Raw genomic sequence first — 17,810 nt, forward strand, 5'->3', positions numbered from 1 at the left:
CTGCGTGCATCGCCCCTGACACCCTGCATCATGAAAAAGAAATCCGCCGCCGCGCGCATCGAACCGTACACCCACCCGGCTGCCGGCTGGGGCGCGCTGAAAGCCGTCACGATCAACCTGATCAAGGAAAAGGTCACCGGCGGCAACTACCGCACGCTGCTGCGCCAGAACCAGCCCGACGGCTTCGACTGCCCGGGTTGCGCGTGGCCGGACCGCCAGCACGCATCGACGTTCGAATTCTGCGAAAACGGCGTGAAGGCCGTGGCCGCCGAAGCGACGAGCAAGCGCGTGACGCCCGAATTCTTCGCCGCGCATACGGTCACCGAGCTGCTCGAACAGTCGGATTTCGAGCTCGAACAACACGGCCGCCTGACCGACCCGATGGTGTACGACGCGCAGACCGACCGCTACGTGCCGATCGCGTGGGACGACGCGTTCGAGCTGATCGCGCGCCACCTGCGCGCGCTGCCGGACCCGAACCAGGCCGCGTTCTACACGTCCGGCCGCGCGAGCAACGAGGCGGCGTTCCTGTACCAGTTGCTGGTGCGGCTGTACGGTACGAACAACTTCCCCGACTGCTCGAACATGTGCCACGAGGCGACGAGCCGCGGGCTGCCGGCGTCGGTCGGCGTCGGCAAGGGCACCGTCACGCTCGACGATTTCGAGCACGCGGACATGCTGCTGATCTTCGGCCAGAACCCGGCGACCAACCATCCGCGGATGATGGGCGAGCTGCGCGAATGCGCGAAGCGCGGCGCGACGATCGTGTCGATCAACCCGCTGAAGGAACGCGGGCTCGAGCGTTTCGCCGATCCGCAAAGCCCGCTCGAGATGCTGACGATGTCGGGCACGAAGATCGCGTCGACCTTCATCCAGCCGACGATCGGCGGCGATTTCGCGCTGATCAAGGGGATGGCGAAGCGCGTGCTGGAGCTCGACGATGCCGCGCGCGCCGCCGGCGCGCCGCGCGTGCTCGACACCGCGTTCATCGACGAGCACACGGCCGGCTTCGACGCGTTCGCCGACGATCTGCGCAATGAAAGCTGGTCCGCGCTGACGGCCGAAAGCGGCGTGCCGTACGAGCAGATCGACGGCCTTGCGCAGCGCTACGCGCGCAGCGAGCGCGTGATCGCGACGTGGGGCATGGGCATCACGCAGCACAAGCATTCGGTCGCGACCGTGCAGATGCTGACGAACCTGATGCTGATGCGCGGCAACATCGGCCGCCCCGGCGCGGGCCTGTGCCCGGTGCGCGGCCACTCGAACGTGCAGGGCAACCGCACGGTCGGGATCGAGGAAAAGCCGTCGCAGGCGTTCCTCGACCGGCTCGGCCACGTGTTCGACTTCGAGCCGCCGCGTCACCACGGCTACGACGTCGTCGAAACCATCGAAGGGATGCTCGAAGGCCACGTGAAGGTGCTGATCGGCCTCGGCGGCAACTTCGCGATGGCGACGCCCGACACGCCGCGCACGTGGGCAGGCATGCGCCGCTGCGATCTCTCCGTGCACATCACGACGAAGCTGAACCGCAGCCACCTGATCCACGGCCGCGACGCGCTGATCCTGCCGACGCTCGGCCGCACCGAGATCGACCTGCAGGACAACGTCGCGCAGGGCGTGACGGTCGAGGATTCGATGAGCATGGTCCACGTGTCGTACGGGATGAACAAGCCGGCGTCCGCGAACCTGATGTCGGAACCGGCGATCGTCGCGCACATGGGCCACGCGCTGTTCGGCAGCGGCAAGATCGACTGGCTCGCGTACAAGGACGACTACGCGAAGATCCGCGACGCGATCGAGGCGACGCTCGACGGCTTCTACGACTACAACACGCGTATCGCGCGGCCGGGCGGCTTCCACCTGCGCGTCGCGTCGCGCGATCGCGAATGGCTGACGCCGACGGGCAAGGCGAACTTCATCGCGCATGCGCTGCCGACCGACACGCCGATCCAGCGCGCCCGCGCACTGCACGGCGAGCGCCTGATGACGCTGATGACGACGCGCTCGCACGACCAGTACAACACGACCGTCTACGGGCTCGACGACCGCTATCGCGGCGTGTACGGCCAGCGCCGCGTGGTGTTCGTCAACCGCGACGACCTCGCGATGCTCGGCCTGAAGGCCGGCGACCGGGTCGACATGGAAACCGTGTGGCACGACGGCATCGAGCGGCGCGCGGACGGCTTCCTGCTCGTCGAATACGACATCCCGCGCGGTTGCATCGGCGCGTACTACCCGGAAACGAACCCACTGGTGCCGCTCGACAGCGTCGGCGACGTGTGCAACACGCCGACGTCGAAGTCGGTGCCGGTGCTGCTGCACCGCGCGGCCGCGCCGGCGTCGGCTGCCGCCTGACGGAGCGCCGCGATGATCGTCCGGCCGCGCGAGCACTGGCTGCGGATGCTGCTCGTCTGGAACGGGTCGGTGCTGCCGACCATCCTGCCGCAGCTCGTGCTGACGCTCGCGATCAGCCTCGTCGCGGTGTGGGGCGGCGGCCGCGTGCTCGGCGAGAAGGTGCCGCTGAACCCGACGCCGTTCACGCTGATCGGTCTCACGCTCGCGATCTTCGCGGGGTTTCGCAACAACGCGAGCTACGAACGCTATCGCGAGGGCCGGCAGCTGTGGGGTGGCGTGCTGACCGCCACGCGCACGCTGGTGTCCCAGGCGCTCTGCTACGGCGCGGTCGACGGCGACGATGCCTCACGGCAGGCGTTCGTGCGCAAGGTCGTCGCGTTCGTCTATGCGCTGAAGCATCAACTGCGCGGCACCGCTCCGGCGCCGGACCTGCGCACGCTGCTCGACGACGCGACCTATGCGCGCATCGTCGCCGCCCGATTTGCGCCGATCGCGATCGTTCATGAACTGCGCGCAGCCTTCGCCGCGCGCGCCGATGCGGGCCATCTCGCCGATACGCGGCTGTGGATGCTCGACGCGCGCCTCGACGATCTGGTGTCGATGGTGAGCGGCTGCGAGCGCATCGCGTCGACCCCGATCCCGTTCTCGTACGACGTGCTGCTGCACCGGACCATCTATGCGTACTGCGTGCTGCTGCCGTTCGGCCTCGTCGATTCGATCGGCGCGGCGACGCCGTTCGTCACCGTGTTCGTCGCCTATACGCTGATCGCGCTCGACGCGATCGCGCATGCGATCGCGGAGCCGTTCGGCGACGGGCCGAACCACCTCGCGCTCGATGCGATGACGCGCACGATCGAGCGCACGCTGCTCGAACTGAACGGCGAGCCGCTGCCGGCGGAGGTGACGCCCGGCCCGGCGTATCGGCTCACCTGACGGGGCCGATACGGCCGACGCGCTGTAATAATCACTTGCAAGCGATACAGCCGGAAACGTCAACAGCCGGGGCCCGCACAGCGTTTTTTCGACAGGCGCGCACGTTTCGTGACGCGCAACGACAGGAGAAAACGTCATGCGAGCCCTTACCCGCCATCTCGCGATCGTCGCCACCCTGATGTCGGTGCTGACCGGCACCGCGTTCGCCGAAACGCCGTGGCAGCAGGCGCATCCGCGCCGCGAGGAGGTCAACCAGCGTCTCGCCAACCAGAATCGCCGGATCCGTCACGAAGTGAAGGAAGGCGAGATGTCGCACGCCCGGGCCGCGCGCCTGCACCGTGACGACCGCAGGATCCGCCGGGAAGAGCGGGACATGGCCGCGCAGGATCGCGGCCACATTACGCAGAGCGAAAAGCACGTGCTGAACCAGCAGGAAAATGCGGTCAGCCACAAGATCGGCCAATAACGCCGGCAAACGTCGATTCGCCATCGCTTGAAACGCCCGCTGCCGCCGCGCGACAGCGGGCGCTTGTTGTTGTATCGAATCGTTTCAGCGGGCCGTTCGTGTCAAGTGCCGCGGGTATACTCCGACGTCAGCCGCCGCCCGTATCGACCGTCAAAAACGGCACGATTGCGGCGGTTTCGTCGCGAAGCTTCGCGTTTCGCGTACCCCGCGCCCCAGCCTCGACACGAGACACACGACGATTCCGATCATGAAACGATTCCTGCTGCTCCTTCCCGCCGCCCTGCTCGCCGCCTGCGGTTCCGCGCCCTCGTCCGACTCGGCCGCGTCCGGCCCGGCGCCGATGATCTACGTGTCGTCGGCGCGTCCGGCCCACGCGATCGCCAACTGCCTCGACAGCCGCCTGTCCGGCACCGAGCAATCGCAGCACAACGGCGTGACCGACATCACCGTCGGCTCGCGCTCGTACTTCGTCACGCTCACGCCGTCGGGCCACGGTTCGGTCGTCAAGGTCGTGCGCGGCTCGGGCAGCGAGCCGGCCGAGGAAGCGATGCGCTTCGCGATCGCGCGCTGCGTGATCTGACCGCCGCCGCTGCCGGGCACCGCGCCCGGCACGCAAGCCGCTTCCCCCGGGCGCCGTTCCGCGCGCCCGTCGAATTTTTTCATCCGGGCGGCCGTCGATGAGAGAATCGCACCACGATTCCCTTTCCACGGAGCCCGCATGAAGCACCTGCTGTCCCGGCTGTTCGTCAGCGCCGCGCTCGTCGCGCTTGTTCCGGCGCTGCCGGCGCAGGCCGCGACGCCGCCCGGCATTTTCGTCGTCGCCACCCAGCTCGGCGAATTCACGACCCTCGATCCGAGCGAGATCTACGAGCTCGTGCCGTCCGAGTACGTCGCGAACACCTACGAACGGCTCGTGCGGGTCGACCTGAAGGACCCGACGCGCTTCGACGGGCAGATCGCGCAATCCTGGACGGTCGGCGCCGACGGGCTCACCTATACGTTCAAGCTGCGCCCCGGCCTCGCGTTCCACTCCGGCAACCCGGTCACCGCCGACGACGTCGCATGGTCGCTGCAGCGCACCGTCCTGCTCGACAAGGGCCCGGCCGGCGTGCTCGCCGATCTCGGCCTCACGAAGGCGAACGTGATGCAGAAGGTGCGCGCGGTCGACCCGCAGACCTTCGTGCTCGAAACCGACCGCAAGTACGCGCCGAGCTTCGTGCTCAACGTGCTGAGCGCGTGCCCGGCGTCGGTGCTCGACAAGAAGCTGCTGATGTCGCACCAGCAGGGCAACGATTTCGGCAGCGGCTGGCTGAAGACCAACGACGCGGGCTCGGGCCCGTACCAGCTCGCCAAGTGGACGCCGAACGAAAGCATCGTGTTGCAGCGTTTCGACAAGTACCGCGCGCCGTACCCGATGAAACGCGTCGTGCTGCGCCACGTGCCCGAGGCATCCGCGCAGCGGCTGCTGCTGGAAAACGGCGACGTCGACGCCGCGCGCAACCTGAGCCCCGACAGCCTCGCCGCGCTGACCAAGGCCGGCAAGATCAAGGTCGCGTCGTGGCCGGTGTCCGCGCTGCTATACCTGAGCCTGAACACGAAGAACCCGAATCTCGCGAAGCCCGAGGTCCAGCAGGCGATGAAGTGGCTGGTCGACTACGACGGCATCCAGCGCAACATCGTCAGCACGACCTACAAGGTCCACGAGACCTTCCTGCCCGAAGGCTTCCTCGGCACGCTGAATGCGAACCCGTACAAGCTGAACGTCGCGAAGGCGAAGGCGCTGCTCGCGAAGGCCGGCCTGGCGAACGGCTTCGACGTGACGATGGACATGCCGAACGATTATCCGTACCTCGAGATCGCGCAGGCGCTGCAGGCCAACTTCGCGCAAGGCGGCATCCGCGTGAAGCTGATCCCGGGCGATGCGAAGCAGGCGATCGGCAAGTACCGTGCGCGCCAGCACGACATCTTCATCGGCGAATGGTCGCCCGACTACATGGACCCGAACAGCAATGCGCGCGGCTTCGCCTGGAATCCGGACAATTCCGACCAGTCGAAGACGAAGATGCTCGCGTGGCGCAACAGCTGGGACATCCCGCAGCTGACGAAGGACACCGAGGCCGCGCTGGTCGAGCCGTCGCCCGCGAAGCGCGCGCAGCGTTACGAGGCGCTGCAGAAGGCCGTGCTCGCGAACTCGCCGTTCATCATCATGTTCGAGAAGGTCGTGCAGGTCGCGACGCGCCCCGGCACGACCGGGCCGGAGATCGGCCCGATCAACGACCTCGTGTCGTACCGGACGCTGGCGAAATAAGGCCGGCTGCCCGCGCGACCGGCAACGCCGGCGCGCGGGCGCATCCGTCATCCAATACGCTTCGCTCGGGGACTACGCAATGCGCTCATTACAAGAACTGCGGCTGGAATTCCTCCAGTACAAGATCGAACCGATCGGCTGGCTCGGCGACAGCCCGTCGCGCTTCGACTTCTATACCCGCACGGCCGCCGGATGCGACAGCATCCTCGAGCTGGGCGTGTTCACCGGACTGACCACGACGGCCTTCATGCTCGCGCAGCCGAAGCGGCTCGTGTCTGTCGACATCACCGATCAGTATTTCCACATCCAGGACGAGCTGAAGCACGCGGCGCAGGAACTGGCGATCGACTTCGAATTCAGGATTGCCGATGACCTCGTAATGGACCCGCTCGCGTGCGACCTGCTGTTCATCGACACCACGCACACGTACGAGCAGACGCTCGCCGAACTGAACCGGTTCGGCCCGCTCGCGCGCAAGAAGATCGTGCTGCACGACATGAACACGTCGGGCGTCTACCAGGCCGTATTCCAGTGGCTGTGGGACAACAAGCAGTTTCACATCACGTATCACGACAGCCGCGGCTGCGGCGCGGTCGTGTGCGAGCGTCACGTCGGCTATTGAGCCGCGCACGCGCAACGGGAGGCACCATGCATGCGAACGGACACGCGGTCTGCGTGGCGATCAACGACAACAACCGCGCGTGGTACGAGATGCTCGTGCCGTTCCTGCTGTCGCTGCGGCAGACAGGCTACGACGGGCAGGTGGCCGTCATCGGCTACGGACTGTCCGAACGCAAGCGGCGCATCCTGGAAAGCCAGTCGGTCGACGTGATCGAAGCGTCGAGCGCGCATGCGCTGCCGGTCGGCCGCTTCATCGAGGCCGCCGACTATTGCGCGCGCAATCCGCACATCACGAAACTCGCGCTGTACGACGCGGACATCTGGTTCTGCGCGTCCTCGTTCGACCTGTTCTCCCGGATCGCCGACGACCGCCTGTACGCGTGTCCCGACCCGCTGTTCTGCACGTTCATCGTCACGCCGCTGATCGGCGAGCGACGCGACGCGCACTGGCGTCTCGTCGTGGACGAAGTGAAAGCGCGTCACGGCGGTGCGCTGCAGGCCGGACTGGTCGCCGGCACGGCCACCGCGTGGGCGCGTTTCGCGGCGCATCTGCGCGACTGCGTCGCTCGCATTGGCACCGACTTTCAGGAATGCTTCGGAATCGACACGACGTTCCTGCACCTGTGGGGCGCGCGCGGCGAAACCGCGCTGCTCGACCCGGTCCAGAACTTCGTCAGCAAGAACGGCATTCACGAATCGTTCGATCCGAGCAACGGCACCACGACGTTGCGCTATCAGGGCGAACCGATCCGCGCGCTGCACATGACCGGCGACATCCGTTTCTTCGATCGCTGGCGCTACTACGCGAACCATGTCGACGCCGCATTGCGCGACGGCATGCCGTTCGCGCTGTCGGACGGCACGCCGGCACCGTCCGACACGGCCGCCGCCCGCATCGCCGCGACCGAATACGTGCGTTCGGCCGGGCTGACCGTCAACTCCGCCGCGATCGAGGGCAGCGCGGGCGCGTACCTGCAGGCGCTCGACGAACCGGGCGGCACGATGCTCGTCGGCAGCGGGAACCACGAGATCGTGTTGACCGCGACCCGCGACATCGCGCGGCTGAACGTGTACATCACGCACCCGTCCGGCTCGCCGTCGCCGCTGCGATGCGAGGTGCTGATCGATGGGCAGGCGCAGCACAAGGGCCCTGATCTGATGACCCATTTCTGGTATCGGATCTCGGCCGGCACCGTCATCACGCTGCGCTCGACGAGCCTCGGCGGCCAGCAGTGCAACGCGATCTGGCGGCTGCGCGAGGCGCCGGACATGCAGCAGTAGGCAGTGGACGACGCGTAGGCGGTTCGCCGCCCGACGTCAGGCGCGCGGTGTTTCGGCGAGACGTTCGGCGGCGAACCGCAATCCGCCCAGAATGCGTTCGGCGATCCGCGCCGGAAACCCGGCCGGCAGCGTCGCGCCGACCGACTCGATCACGTGCGGCGTCGCGGCGACCAGCCGTTCGATGATCGGCGTCGCGATATCGCCGAGCAGACAATGCTCGGCCATCGCACTGAAGTGACGGCGTGTGATGTCGCGCATCGCGTAGTGCTTGCGCTTGCCGTGCACGGCCATCGCGAGTTTGGCCTTGTGCCACGACCACTGGTTCGCGCCGTCGCCCTCGACCGGCCAGATCGACATCACGTCGTAGAGCGGCGTCAACCGGAACCGACCGCCCGGCAGCAGGCGCAGGCTGAAGTTCTTCGCATGCCCGTCCGGTGCGGCGAGCATCCAGAACACGATCAGCGCGGCAAACAGCGTGTCGAGGTCGTCCTGCGCCGTTTCCGACCGGCGCAGGATGGCGGCCAGATCCGGCACGCCGGGGCCGCCCTGCGATTCGTATTTCAGATGCGGCGGCACGCCGAGCGCCTGGCAGAAATCCTCCTGCGGCAAGCGCAACAGCCATCCACCTTCACGATGCAGCGCACGATCGAAACGCGCGACCGACAGCACCTTGTGCTCGCCGAAACGCACGATTTCGGCATCGGCCGTCGGCAGGCCGTACGCGCGCAGGATCGCGAGACACAGCCACTCGTTTTCGACGGAAGCGGTGAGATCCGCACGCTTGTTGCCGACCAGCCCGAGCGGCAGCTTGAGGATATGCGTCGTCGGTGTCGCGCCATGCGGGCGCATCCATCGCCCTTCGTGAAACAGCAGCGCGGTCTTTTCCTGCGCGCCGGCGAGCGACAGGCGGAAGTCGTCGTCGTCCTGTGCGGCACCTGCCACCCCGCTCGCCTGATCGAGCACGCGCGCGACCTCGTCGTCCGACAACGGCGTACCGTCGATGCGATCATGGCCGGCCGGTGCTTCGTCCTCGCCGAGCAGTTGCACCGCGCCGACGCAGTCGCGGCCGAGCGCGGCGAGCAGATCGAACGGCTCGATCGTCGCCGTGCCGAACCGGGACGCCAGCCGGCGACGAATGGCGTCGCTGTCCGGCAGCAGATTGTCGAAGTAGTGGTTCACACGCTCGCCGCGCAACGGCGCATCGCCGACGCCGAACGGCAGCGACAGCGACAACGGGCGGCCCGCGGCGGACTGCTTCCAGCCGGCGTCGTACCGCAACTCCATGTCGCCGCGCGCCGGAATCCGCCATGTCCCGACCCGCTGGCCGTTGGCCCAGATCGACAGCGCGCGCGTGTGCGAGTTGCGCCCCATCGCTTACCAGTCGATGTCGGCAGCGTCACGCCCGTCCTTTGTGCGGACGCTGAGCTCGAGACCGTACAGCGCGGTCAGTTCGAGCAATTGGCTGAGCGACAGGCTGGCGGTGCGCGTGGTCTCGAGCGACGACAGGCGCGACTGGCCGACGCCGATGCGCGCCGCCGCCTCGGCTTGCGTCAGCCCCTTGGCCTGACGCGCGGACGACAGCATTTCGCCCAGTTGCGCGGGCGTATTGACGATGAAATCCACGGCTCGGGTCCAGTAGGCAATAAATGCAGTATATCTCTGACAGACATAAACGCAAATTATTGCTGACAGACATAAACGTAAAATATCTCTGTCAGAAATAATCTGCGTGATTACGCATCGCGACATTGCCGTCGGGGACGCGTACCCGACCCTATCACCCTCCGCCAAACCATAGTTTTTATCCGCTGGCGCGAATGATTTTGGTTTTGTTAGATGGATGACACCGAATCATCCGATGACAAATATCTAACAGACCGATGACCTGCGCGTTCGCCCATACCGTCGAATCCCGCTTTGCCGAGCTGACGCCGACCGCGAAGCGCATCGCGAGCTACATGCTCGCGAATCTCGACCGTCTCGGGCTCGAAACCGCCGACCAGATCGCGCAGCAGGCCGGCACCAGCGGCATCTCGGTCGGGCGCTTCCTGCGCAGCATCGGCTACCGGAACCTCGACGATCTGAAACGCGAACTGCGCGGCGGCAGCGATCGCCCGTGGATGATCACCGATCGCCTCGACGAATATCGCCGCGCCGCCGGCACACACGTGAGCGACGGCGACGGCACCCGCAGCGACGGCACGCTGGCATCGTCGCTCGATCGCGAACTCGACGCGATCCGCCACGTCTACCGGCTCGCCGAAGAACCCGTGTTCGCGCAGGTCGCGGACCGGATCGCGCATGCCGACGCCGTGTTCATCCTCGGCATCCAGTCGACCCGCGGCATCAGCAATGCGTTCAGCAGCTATCTCGAATACCTGCGCCCTCGCGTGTTCTATTCCGACGGCCAGTCGGGCTCGTACGTCGATTCGCTGAACTCCGAATTCGAGCGGCCGTACTGCATCGTCACCGATACGCGTGCCTATTCGCGCAGCGCGCGCCGCTATTGCCAGGCGGCCGCCGAGCGCGGCCAGCCGTTCGCGCTGGTCACCGATCTCTATTGCCCATGGGCGCGTGAATGGCCGGCCGACCTGCTGCAGGTGAAGACCGACGTCGGCCAGTTCTGGGATTCGCTCGCGCCGCTCACCTGCCTGTTCAACCTGCTGATCACCGCCGTGGTCGACCGCCTCGGTCCCGCGATCGACCGGCGCGTCGCGCGCAACCGCGAACTGCAGCGCACGTTCGACCAATTCGAATCCTGAGCGCCCCGACTGCCGATGAACCCACCCCGCCTCGTCGAAATCACACCCGCCACGCATCGCGTCGAGATCGATCTCGTCTACGCGACCGAGCGCAACCTGACCGGCAAGGCGATCTACCGCCGCGCGCACTGCCTGCTGCTCGAGCCCGCCGAAGCCGCGCTGCGCCGCGCGGTCGACGTCGCCGCGCAGGCCGGCTTCACGCTGCGCGTCTACGATGCGTACCGGCCGCCGCAGGCGCAGCAGGTGCTGTGGGATTTCCTGCCCGACCCGAACTTCGTCGCTGATCTCGGCCGCGGCTCGAACCACAGCCGCGGCACCGCGCTCGACCTGACACTCGTCGACGCGAACGGCGAGGCGGTCGACATGGGCACCGGCTTCGACGAGATGGTGGCCGCGTCGGGCCACTTCCACGCGGGGCTGCCCGAAGCCGTGCAACGCAACCGGCTGCTGCTGCTCGGCGTGATGCACGCGGCCGGCTTCGCGCATATCGACAGCGAGTGGTGGCACTACGAGCTGCCCGGTTCGCATGCGTTGCCGCAGATCGACAACGCCGCGAGCGGCCCGTGGCGCCTGATGTAACGACACTGCACGTTCCCTTCACCGTTCACGTTCAACGACTTCAACGACACATGGAGAAACGCACATGAAGCCCCTGACCTCCCGGCTCGTCGCGGCGCTGGCCGCCGCGTCCGTGCTCGCCGCCGTTCCGCTTGCCGCCGCACGCGCGGAAACGCCGAAGGACATGTTCGTGATGGCCACGCTGCTCGACGAATTCACGACACTCGATCCCGGCGAGATCTACGAGCTGGTGCCGGAGGAATACGTCGCGAACACGTACGACCGGCTCGTGCGTGTCGACCTGCGCGATCCGTCGAAATTCAACGGCGACGTCGCGCAGTCGTGGACGGTGAGCCCCGATGGGCTGACCTATACGTTCAAGCTGCGCCCGGGCCTCAAGTTCCACTCGGGCAACCCGCTGACGGCCGACGACGTTGCCTGGTCGATCCAGCGCGCGGTGCTGCTCGACAAGGGCCCGGCCGCCGTGCTGACCGGCATCGGCCTCACGAAGGCGAACGTCGTCGCGAACGTGAAGAAACTCGACGACCAGACGGTGTCGATCACGACCGACCACAAATACGCGCCGACCTTCGTGCTGAACGTGCTCGGCTCGTGGCCCGCGTCGGTGCTCGACAGGAAGCTGCTGCTGTCACACCAGCAGGGCGACGACTTCGGCAACGCATGGCTGAAGACCAACGAGGCCGGCTCCGGCGCGTACAAGCTGGTCAAGTGGGCGGCCGGCGACAGCATCGTGCTGCAGCGCTTCGACGGCTACCGGCTGCCGCTCGCGATGAAGCGCATCGTGCTGCGCCACGTGCCCGAAGCGGCGAGCCAGCGCCTGCTGCTGGAAAACGGCGACGTCGACGCGGCGCGCGACCTGAGCCCCGACGATCTCGCGTCGGTCGTGAAATCCGGCAAGGCGAAGGTGATGGCCTCGCCGCAGGCGACGCTGCTCTATCTCGGCCTGAACACGAAGAACCCGACGCTCGCGAAGCCCGACGTGCAGGAAGCGCTGAAGTGGCTGATCGATTATTCCGGCATCCAGACCAACGTCGTGAAGACGACTTACAAGGTGCACCAGACCTTCCTGCCCGAAAGCTTCCTCGGCACGCTGAAGGCGAACCCGTACAAGCTCGACGTCGCGAAGGCGAAGGCGCTGCTTGCGAAGGCCGGCGTGCCGAACGGCTTCTCGGTGACGATGGACGTGCGCAACGACTATCCGTATACGGAGATCGCGCAGGCCGTGCAGGCGAACTTCGCGCAGGCGGGCGTCAAGGTGCAGCTGATTCCCGGCGACAACAAGCAGACGCTCGCGAAATACCGTGCGCGCCAGCACGACATCTATATCGGCGAATGGTCGGCCGACTACATCGACCCGCACAGCAACGCGCAGGGTTTCGCATGGAACCCCGACAACTCCGACAAGTCGAGCTATAAAATGCTGGCCTGGCGCAACAGCTGGGACATTCCGCAACTGACGAAGGAGACCGACGCCGCGCTCGCCGAGCCGACCGCCGCGCAACGCGCGCAACGGTATCAGGCGATGCAGAAGGACCTGCTCGCGCGCTCGCCGTTCGTGATCATGTTCGAGAAGGTCGCGCAGGTCGCGACGCGGCCCGGCGTGAGCGGGCTCGAAGTCGGACCGATCAACGATCTCGTGTCGTACCGTAACCTGAAGAAGCAATAAGATTCGCCGCATGTCGACTCCCGTCTCCTCCCTCGAAGCACTGCGCACGCTGCCCGCGCGCCGCCCGGCCGTACGCTGGGCGCTGCGCGTGCTGCGCTGGGCGCTCACGCTCGCCGTCACGTTCGCGGGGCTGCTCGCGCTGACGTTCGTGATCGGCCGCAAGGTGCCGATCGATCCCGTGCTCGCGATCCTCGGCGATCGCGCGTCGGCCGAGGCGTACGCGGCCGAGCGCCTCGCGCTGGGCCTCGACAAGCCGCTCGTCACGCAGTTCATGATCTACGCGCGCGACGTGCTGCACGGCGATCTCGGCATGTCGCTGCTGACGTCGAACCCGGTGCTCGACGACATCAGGCGCGTGTTCCCCGCCACGCTCGAACTCGCGACGATCGCGACGCTGATCGGCATCGCGATCGGCGTGCCGCTCGGCGTCGCGGCCGCGGTGAAGCACAACCGGCCGATCGACCACGTCGCGCGCTTCGTCGGCCTGATCGGCAATTCGGTGCCGGTGTTCTGGCTCGGGCTGATGGGGCTGCTGCTGTTCTATGCGCGGCTGCACTGGGTCGGCGGCCCCGGCCGGCTCGATCCCGTGTACGACGGGATGGTCGACCCGCGCACGGGCAGCCTGCTGATCGACGCGGCGCTCGCGGGCGAGTGGGACGTGTTCCGCAACGCGGTGTCGCACATCGCGCTGCCGGCCGCGATCCTCGGCTACTACTCGGTCGCGTACCTGAGCCGGATGACGCGCTCGTTCATGCTCGACCAGCTGAGCCAGGAATACATCGTCACCGCGCGCGCGAAGGGCTTGTCCGAGCGCCGCGTGATCTGGCGGCACGCGTTCGGGAACATCGCGGTGCCGCTCCTGACCGTGATCGCGCTCACGTACAGCAACCTGCTCGAAGGCTCGGTGCTGACCGAGATCGTGTTCGCGTGGCCGGGGCTCGGCTCGTACCTGACGGGTGCGCTGCTGAACGCCGACATGAACGCGGTGCTCGGCGCGACGCTCGTGATCGGCGCGATGTTCATCACCGTCAACCTGCTGACCGACGCGCTGTACCGCGTGTTCGATCCGCGTGCGCGCTGAGGGCTGTCGCGACATGACTGCTGCCGCCCTGCTTCCTTTCCCGTCCATGCCGAAGGTGTCCCGACCATGAATGCCGAGCGTCTCACGCTGCGCGCGTGGCTGCTTTCCGATGCGCCCGCGTCGCGCGCGCAGGCCGCGTTCGGCCTCGCGTATCGCCGCTGGCGCCGCTTCGCCGCCAATCCGCTCAACCTGTTCGGGCTCGCGATCCTGGTCGCGCTGATCGTCGTCGCGATCGTCGGCCCGCTGATCATGCCGCACGATCCGCTGCGCCAGGTGCTGTCCGACCGCCTGCTGCCGCCCGGCTCGCCGTCACACTGGCTCGGCACCGACCAGCTCGGCCGCGACATCCTCTCGCGGCTGATCGACGGCTCGCGCCTCACGCTCGGCATCGCGCTGCTCGTGGTCGTGATCGTCGTGCCGATCGGCCTCGCGATCGGCACGACGGCCGGCTATTGCGGCGGTTTCGTCGACAGCGTGCTGATGCGCATTACCGACATCGCCCTCGCGTTCCCGAAGATCGTGCTCGCGCTCGCGTTCGCGGCCGCGCTCGGGCCCGGCGTGATCAACGCGGTCGTCGCGATCTCGATCACCGCGTGGCCCGCCTATGCGCGGCTCGCGCGCGCGGAGACGATCCGCATCGCGCAGGCCGACTACATCCACGCGGCGCGCCTGCAGGGCGCATCGGGCCCGCGGATCCTGCTGCGCTACATCGTGCCGCTGTGCATGTCGTCGGTGATCGTGCGCGCGACGCTCGACATGGCCGGCATCATCCTGACCGTCGCGGGCCTCGGCTTCCTCGGCCTCGGCGCGCAGCCGCCGAGCCCCGAATGGGGCTTCATGGTCGCGTCCGGCCGCAACGTGCTGCTCGACGCGTGGTGGGTCGCGACGCTGCCCGGCGCGGCGATCCTGCTCGTCAGCCTCGCGTTCAACCTGCTCGGCGACGGGCTGCGCGACGTCTTCGATCCGCGTCATGGAGCGTGACATGTCACTGAATTCCGTCAACGCCGCCGCGCCGCTCTGCGAGATCGACGGCCTGAAGATCGGGTTTCGCGGACACGACGGCGTCGTGTCCGACGCGGTGCGCGACCTGTCGCTGACGCTCGCGCCCGGCGAACGGCTCGGCATCGTCGGCGAATCGGGCTCCGGCAAATCGCTGACGGGCCGCGCGCTGCTCGGCCTGCTGCCGGAAGCCGCGCGCTGGTCGGCCCGCACGATGCGCTTCGCGGGCCGCGATCTGCTCGCGATGTCGGCGAGCGAACGCCGGCGCCTGTGCGGCAGCCAGATGGGGATGATCCTGCAGGATCCGAAGTATTCGCTGAACCCGGTGATGACCGTCGCGAAGCAGATGGGCGAAGCATTCCGGCTGCATGAGCCGGGGCTGCGCGGCCGCGCGCTGCGCGAACGGATCGTCGATGCGCTCGCGGCCGTGCAGATCCGCGATCCGGCGCGCGTCGCCGATGCGTATCCGCACGAGCTGTCGGGCGGCATGGGCCAGCGCGTGATGATCGCGATGATGGTGTCGACCGGCCCGCGCCTGTTGATTGCCGACGAACCGACCTCCGCGCTCGACGTCGCGGTATCGATGCAGGTGCTCGCGGTGCTCGACGCGATGATCGCGCGGCACGGCACGGGGCTGATGTTCATCAGCCACGATCTGCCGCTCGTGATGTCGTTCTGCGATCGCGTCGCGGTGATGTATGCGGGCCGCGTCGTCGAAACCTGCGCCGCGCGCGACCTGCGCAATGCCACGCATCCCTACACACGCGGGCTGCTCGCGGCGAACCCGCCGCTCGCGAACCCGCCCGACGAACTGCCGGTGCTGCGGCGCGATCCGGCGTGGCTCGATACGGTTTCGCCTGCAAGCGCTGCGACGGCACAACAGGAGTCCGCACCATGATCGACGTCGATCACGCCTCGATCCGTTTTCCGACCCGCACGGGCCATGTCGACGCCGTGCGCGATGCGAGCTTCGCGGTGCGCGACGGCGAAGTGTTCGGCCTCGTCGGCGAATCGGGCTCCGGCAAGTCGACGCTGCTGCGTGCGCTGACCGGCCTCGTGCCGCTCGCGGGCGGCAGCCTGTCGATCGACGGCCGGCCCGTCGGCGGCACGCCCGACCGCGCATTCCGCCGCCACGTGCAGATGGTGTTCCAGGATCCGTACGCGTCGCTGCATCCGCGCTTCACGGTCGACCAGACGCTGCGCGAGCCGCTGTCGATCCACGGGATCGACGACGCCGACGCGCGCATCGCCCGCGCGCTGTCCGAAGTCGGGCTCGGCCCGGCGTTCCGCTTCCGCTATCCGCACCAGCTGTCGGGCGGCCAGCGCCAGCGTGTCGCGATCGCGCGTGCGCTGATCGTCGAGCCGCGCGTGCTGCTGCTCGACGAGCCGACCTCCGCGCTCGACGTGTCGGTGCAGGCGGAGATCCTGAACCTGCTGCGCCGCCTGCATCGCGAACGCAACCTGACGATGATCCTCGTCAGCCACAACCTCGCGGTGATCGGCTTCCTGTGCCAGCGCGTCGCGGTGATGCAGCATGGCGAGATCGTCGAACAGCTGCGGATCGAGGACGTGCGCGCCGGGCAGGTGGCACGCGACTACACGCGCACGCTGCTGCGCGCGACAGAAGGGTACCGCCGGCTCGATCCGGTCGCCTGACATGTGCGCGACGCGCGGGCGTGCGATACTCGGCACCCCGTGCGTCGGTGCGCCAGTGCGCCGACGCGCCGCCGAATGGAACCCTCGCGCGCCGCGCGGGTCCATGTCCTTTCGTCAACAGCTCAACAGCTATAGGGAGGCGTTCATGCTGCAATTCATCGAAACCCTGGTGGTCGGGCTCATCGTCGGCCTCCTCGCCCGTGCGCTCAAGCCCGGCGACGACAAGATGGGTATCCTGATGACCATCGTGCTCGGCATCGTCGGCTCGCTCGTCGCGGGCTACATCGGCCGCGCTGCCGGCTGGTATGCGCCGGGCCAGGGCGCGGGCTGGATCGCGTCGATCATCGGCGCGATCGTGCTGCTCGTGATCGTCGGCGCGGTGCGCAAGCGCGCGGGCTGACCGCCGCATCGCCCGCGTCGGTGCACAACGGCCGCTCGTTCACACGAGCGGCCGTTTTTCTTTTTGCACACCTCAATTCGCGCCCGCCTCGAATCGTTGAATCCTCAACGATTTACCGGCAAATGCCGCATCCATTGACGCCCCTTCCGCAAGCGTACGCCACCGGCAATACCCTGACTTGCGGCCGCACAAATTTGAGATAAATTGATTGAAGGAATACGGCGTCATTTGCTTATTGCCGTTATTTCCGTCTTTTCATTCAAGAGGTCCGATGGATTTGCCGTTTACGCATACAGCACCGCAGCGTTGACGGACTGCCATTCGAGCGGCCCCGCTGCGACGCGCTTCCTCTCTGGAGCCTGTCATGAAGCATCGCCTGTTTGCCGCCTCGTTTGCCCTGGCTGCCGCGCTTCTGGCCTCGTCCTCGTCATATGCCGCCGGCGCGTCCGGCATCATCCACTTCACCGGCATGATCGTCGAGCCGCCGTGCTCGTTCGCGCTCGACACCGCCGACACCGCGCATGCCCACGTGCGCGCCGACTGCCCGCGTCCGGCGACCGGACAGGTCGCGTTCGTCGACGCGGCCAGCCTGCGCACGATCAAGACCACGACCTTTACGCAGGCGTCGCGCGCAATCGTTTTACCGGACCGTCCGGGCAACGCGCATGCGCCGATGATCGCCGTCGTCACCTATCAGTAAGCA

Annotated in this window: 18 protein-coding genes; 16 read left to right on the forward strand and 2 right to left on the reverse strand. The window is 67.3% G+C overall.

The genetic code is table 11. From position 1 onward, the window contains the following. The first annotated feature begins 30 nt into the window (after window positions 1-30). The 7 genes from DIE02_RS19195 (at window position 31) to DIE02_RS19225 (ending at window position 7,964) form a co-directional block, all read left to right on the forward strand. Window positions 31-2,355 carry an FdhF/YdeP family oxidoreductase gene (locus tag DIE02_RS19195; RefSeq protein ID WP_124489622.1) on the forward strand — a complete coding sequence of 775 codons (2,325 nt, stop codon included), beginning with the start codon at window positions 31-33 and terminating at the stop codon, window positions 2,353-2,355. Between the two features lie 12 nt (window positions 2,356-2,367). Next, a complete protein-coding gene (locus DIE02_RS19200) occupies window positions 2,368-3,288 on the forward strand; it encodes a bestrophin family protein (RefSeq protein WP_124489621.1) in 921 nt (306 codons plus the stop codon). Between the two features lie 136 nt (window positions 3,289-3,424). Beyond that, window positions 3,425-3,754, forward strand: coding sequence for a hypothetical protein (locus DIE02_RS19205; RefSeq protein ID WP_124489620.1), 330 nt, complete (start codon window positions 3,425-3,427; stop codon window positions 3,752-3,754). 247 nt (window positions 3,755-4,001) lie between these two features. Further along, window positions 4,002-4,334: a sugar ABC transporter ATPase gene (locus DIE02_RS19210; protein WP_124489635.1), complete on the forward strand. Its 333-nt coding sequence runs from the start codon at window positions 4,002-4,004 to the stop codon at window positions 4,332-4,334. 138 nt (window positions 4,335-4,472) lie between these two features. Beyond that, window positions 4,473-6,062 carry an ABC transporter substrate-binding protein gene (locus tag DIE02_RS19215; protein ID WP_044843253.1) on the forward strand — a complete coding sequence of 530 codons (1,590 nt, stop codon included), beginning with the start codon at window positions 4,473-4,475 and terminating at the stop codon, window positions 6,060-6,062. Between the two features lie 79 nt (window positions 6,063-6,141). Continuing rightward, window positions 6,142-6,684, forward strand: coding sequence for a class I SAM-dependent methyltransferase (locus DIE02_RS19220; protein ID WP_124489619.1), 543 nt, complete (start codon window positions 6,142-6,144; stop codon window positions 6,682-6,684). Between the two features lie 26 nt (window positions 6,685-6,710). Beyond that, window positions 6,711-7,964: a hypothetical protein gene (locus DIE02_RS19225; RefSeq protein WP_124489618.1), complete on the forward strand. Its 1,254-nt coding sequence runs from the start codon at window positions 6,711-6,713 to the stop codon at window positions 7,962-7,964. A 36-nt stretch (window positions 7,965-8,000) separates the two neighbouring features. On the opposite strand, the gene DIE02_RS19230 is transcribed toward DIE02_RS19225, so the two are convergent. Both DIE02_RS19230 and DIE02_RS19235 read right to left on the reverse strand, forming a co-directional pair. Beyond that, window positions 8,001-9,335: a type II toxin-antitoxin system HipA family toxin gene (locus DIE02_RS19230; RefSeq protein ID WP_124489617.1), complete on the reverse strand. Its 1,335-nt coding sequence runs from the start codon at window positions 9,333-9,335 to the stop codon at window positions 8,001-8,003. Between the two features lie 3 nt (window positions 9,336-9,338). Next, window positions 9,339-9,587, reverse strand: coding sequence for a helix-turn-helix transcriptional regulator (locus DIE02_RS19235; protein WP_124489616.1), 249 nt, complete (start codon window positions 9,585-9,587; stop codon window positions 9,339-9,341). A 257-nt stretch (window positions 9,588-9,844) separates the two neighbouring features. On the opposite strand from DIE02_RS19235, the gene sapR reads away from it, so the two are divergent. The 9 genes from sapR (at window position 9,845) to DIE02_RS19280 (ending at window position 17,807) form a co-directional block, all read left to right on the forward strand. Continuing rightward, window positions 9,845-10,726, forward strand: a complete 882-nt coding sequence (gene sapR / locus DIE02_RS19240; RefSeq protein ID WP_044843248.1) for a sap1 transcriptional regulator SapR — start codon at window positions 9,845-9,847, stop codon at window positions 10,724-10,726. Between the two features lie 15 nt (window positions 10,727-10,741). Then, entirely contained in the window at window positions 10,742-11,305 is a 564-nt protein-coding gene (ddpX, locus tag DIE02_RS19245) for a D-alanyl-D-alanine dipeptidase (RefSeq protein ID WP_124489615.1), read from the forward strand. 64 nt (window positions 11,306-11,369) lie between these two features. Further along, on the forward strand, window positions 11,370-12,971 hold the full coding sequence (locus DIE02_RS19250; protein WP_124489614.1) for an ABC transporter substrate-binding protein: 1,602 nt from the start codon (window positions 11,370-11,372) through the stop codon (window positions 12,969-12,971). A gap of 10 nt (window positions 12,972-12,981) precedes the next feature. Further along, window positions 12,982-14,052 (forward strand): ABC transporter permease, encoded by a 1,071-nt coding sequence (locus DIE02_RS19255; protein ID WP_124489613.1) that lies wholly within the window; start codon window positions 12,982-12,984, stop codon window positions 14,050-14,052. Window positions 14,053-14,118: 66 nt separating this feature from the next. Next, window positions 14,119-15,033: a nickel transporter permease gene (gene nikC, locus DIE02_RS19260; protein ID WP_124492228.1), complete on the forward strand. Its 915-nt coding sequence runs from the start codon at window positions 14,119-14,121 to the stop codon at window positions 15,031-15,033. A 1-nt stretch (window position 15,034) separates the two neighbouring features. After that, the gene (locus tag DIE02_RS19265; protein ID WP_124488119.1) at window positions 15,035-15,949 is read left to right on the forward strand and encodes an ABC transporter ATP-binding protein; all 915 of its coding nucleotides are present in this window, start codon (window positions 15,035-15,037) and stop codon (window positions 15,947-15,949) included. Further along, window positions 15,946-16,707 (forward strand): ABC transporter ATP-binding protein, encoded by a 762-nt coding sequence (locus DIE02_RS19270; protein ID WP_124520696.1) that lies wholly within the window; start codon window positions 15,946-15,948, stop codon window positions 16,705-16,707. Before DIE02_RS19265 ends, DIE02_RS19270 begins: the two co-directional genes overlap by 4 nt. A 145-nt stretch (window positions 16,708-16,852) precedes the next feature. Further along, window positions 16,853-17,107, forward strand: coding sequence for a GlsB/YeaQ/YmgE family stress response membrane protein (locus DIE02_RS19275; protein ID WP_124488210.1), 255 nt, complete (start codon window positions 16,853-16,855; stop codon window positions 17,105-17,107). A 364-nt stretch (window positions 17,108-17,471) separates the two neighbouring features. Then, window positions 17,472-17,807, forward strand: a complete 336-nt coding sequence (locus DIE02_RS19280) for a type 1 fimbrial protein (RefSeq protein ID WP_124488121.1) — start codon at window positions 17,472-17,474, stop codon at window positions 17,805-17,807. The last annotated feature ends 3 nt before the right edge of the window (window positions 17,808-17,810 follow it).

It is taken from the genome of Burkholderia sp. Bp8991 (genome assembly GCF_003853795.1).
Lineage (GTDB): Bacteria > Pseudomonadota > Gammaproteobacteria > Burkholderiales > Burkholderiaceae > Burkholderia.

Excerpts from the sequence above, each read along its gene's own strand:
- DIE02_RS19195 (WP_124489622.1), top strand. The coding sequence starts at position 31 with ATGAAAAAGAAATCCGCCGCCGCGCGCATCGAACCGTACACCCACCCG.
- DIE02_RS19200 (WP_124489621.1), top strand. The coding sequence starts at position 2,368 with ATGATCGTCCGGCCGCGCGAGCACTGGCTGCGGATGCTGCTCGTCTGG.
- DIE02_RS19205 (WP_124489620.1), top strand. The coding sequence starts at position 3,425 with ATGCGAGCCCTTACCCGCCATCTCGCGATCGTCGCCACCCTGATGTCG.
- DIE02_RS19210 (WP_124489635.1), top strand. The coding sequence starts at position 4,002 with ATGAAACGATTCCTGCTGCTCCTTCCCGCCGCCCTGCTCGCCGCCTGC.
- DIE02_RS19215 (WP_044843253.1), top strand. The coding sequence starts at position 4,473 with ATGAAGCACCTGCTGTCCCGGCTGTTCGTCAGCGCCGCGCTCGTCGCG.
- DIE02_RS19220 (WP_124489619.1), top strand. The coding sequence starts at position 6,142 with ATGCGCTCATTACAAGAACTGCGGCTGGAATTCCTCCAGTACAAGATC.
- DIE02_RS19225 (WP_124489618.1), top strand. The coding sequence starts at position 6,711 with ATGCATGCGAACGGACACGCGGTCTGCGTGGCGATCAACGACAACAAC.
- DIE02_RS19230 (WP_124489617.1), bottom strand. The coding sequence starts at position 9,335 with ATGGGGCGCAACTCGCACACGCGCGCGCTGTCGATCTGGGCCAACGGC.
- sapR (WP_044843248.1), top strand. The coding sequence starts at position 9,845 with ATGACCTGCGCGTTCGCCCATACCGTCGAATCCCGCTTTGCCGAGCTG.
- ddpX (WP_124489615.1), top strand. The coding sequence starts at position 10,742 with ATGAACCCACCCCGCCTCGTCGAAATCACACCCGCCACGCATCGCGTC.
- DIE02_RS19250 (WP_124489614.1), top strand. The coding sequence starts at position 11,370 with ATGAAGCCCCTGACCTCCCGGCTCGTCGCGGCGCTGGCCGCCGCGTCC.
- DIE02_RS19255 (WP_124489613.1), top strand. The coding sequence starts at position 12,982 with ATGTCGACTCCCGTCTCCTCCCTCGAAGCACTGCGCACGCTGCCCGCG.
- nikC (WP_124492228.1), top strand. The coding sequence starts at position 14,119 with ATGAATGCCGAGCGTCTCACGCTGCGCGCGTGGCTGCTTTCCGATGCG.
- DIE02_RS19265 (WP_124488119.1), top strand. The coding sequence starts at position 15,035 with ATGTCACTGAATTCCGTCAACGCCGCCGCGCCGCTCTGCGAGATCGAC.
- DIE02_RS19270 (WP_124520696.1), top strand. The coding sequence starts at position 15,946 with ATGATCGACGTCGATCACGCCTCGATCCGTTTTCCGACCCGCACGGGC.
- DIE02_RS19275 (WP_124488210.1), top strand. The coding sequence starts at position 16,853 with ATGCTGCAATTCATCGAAACCCTGGTGGTCGGGCTCATCGTCGGCCTC.
- DIE02_RS19280 (WP_124488121.1), top strand. The coding sequence starts at position 17,472 with ATGAAGCATCGCCTGTTTGCCGCCTCGTTTGCCCTGGCTGCCGCGCTT.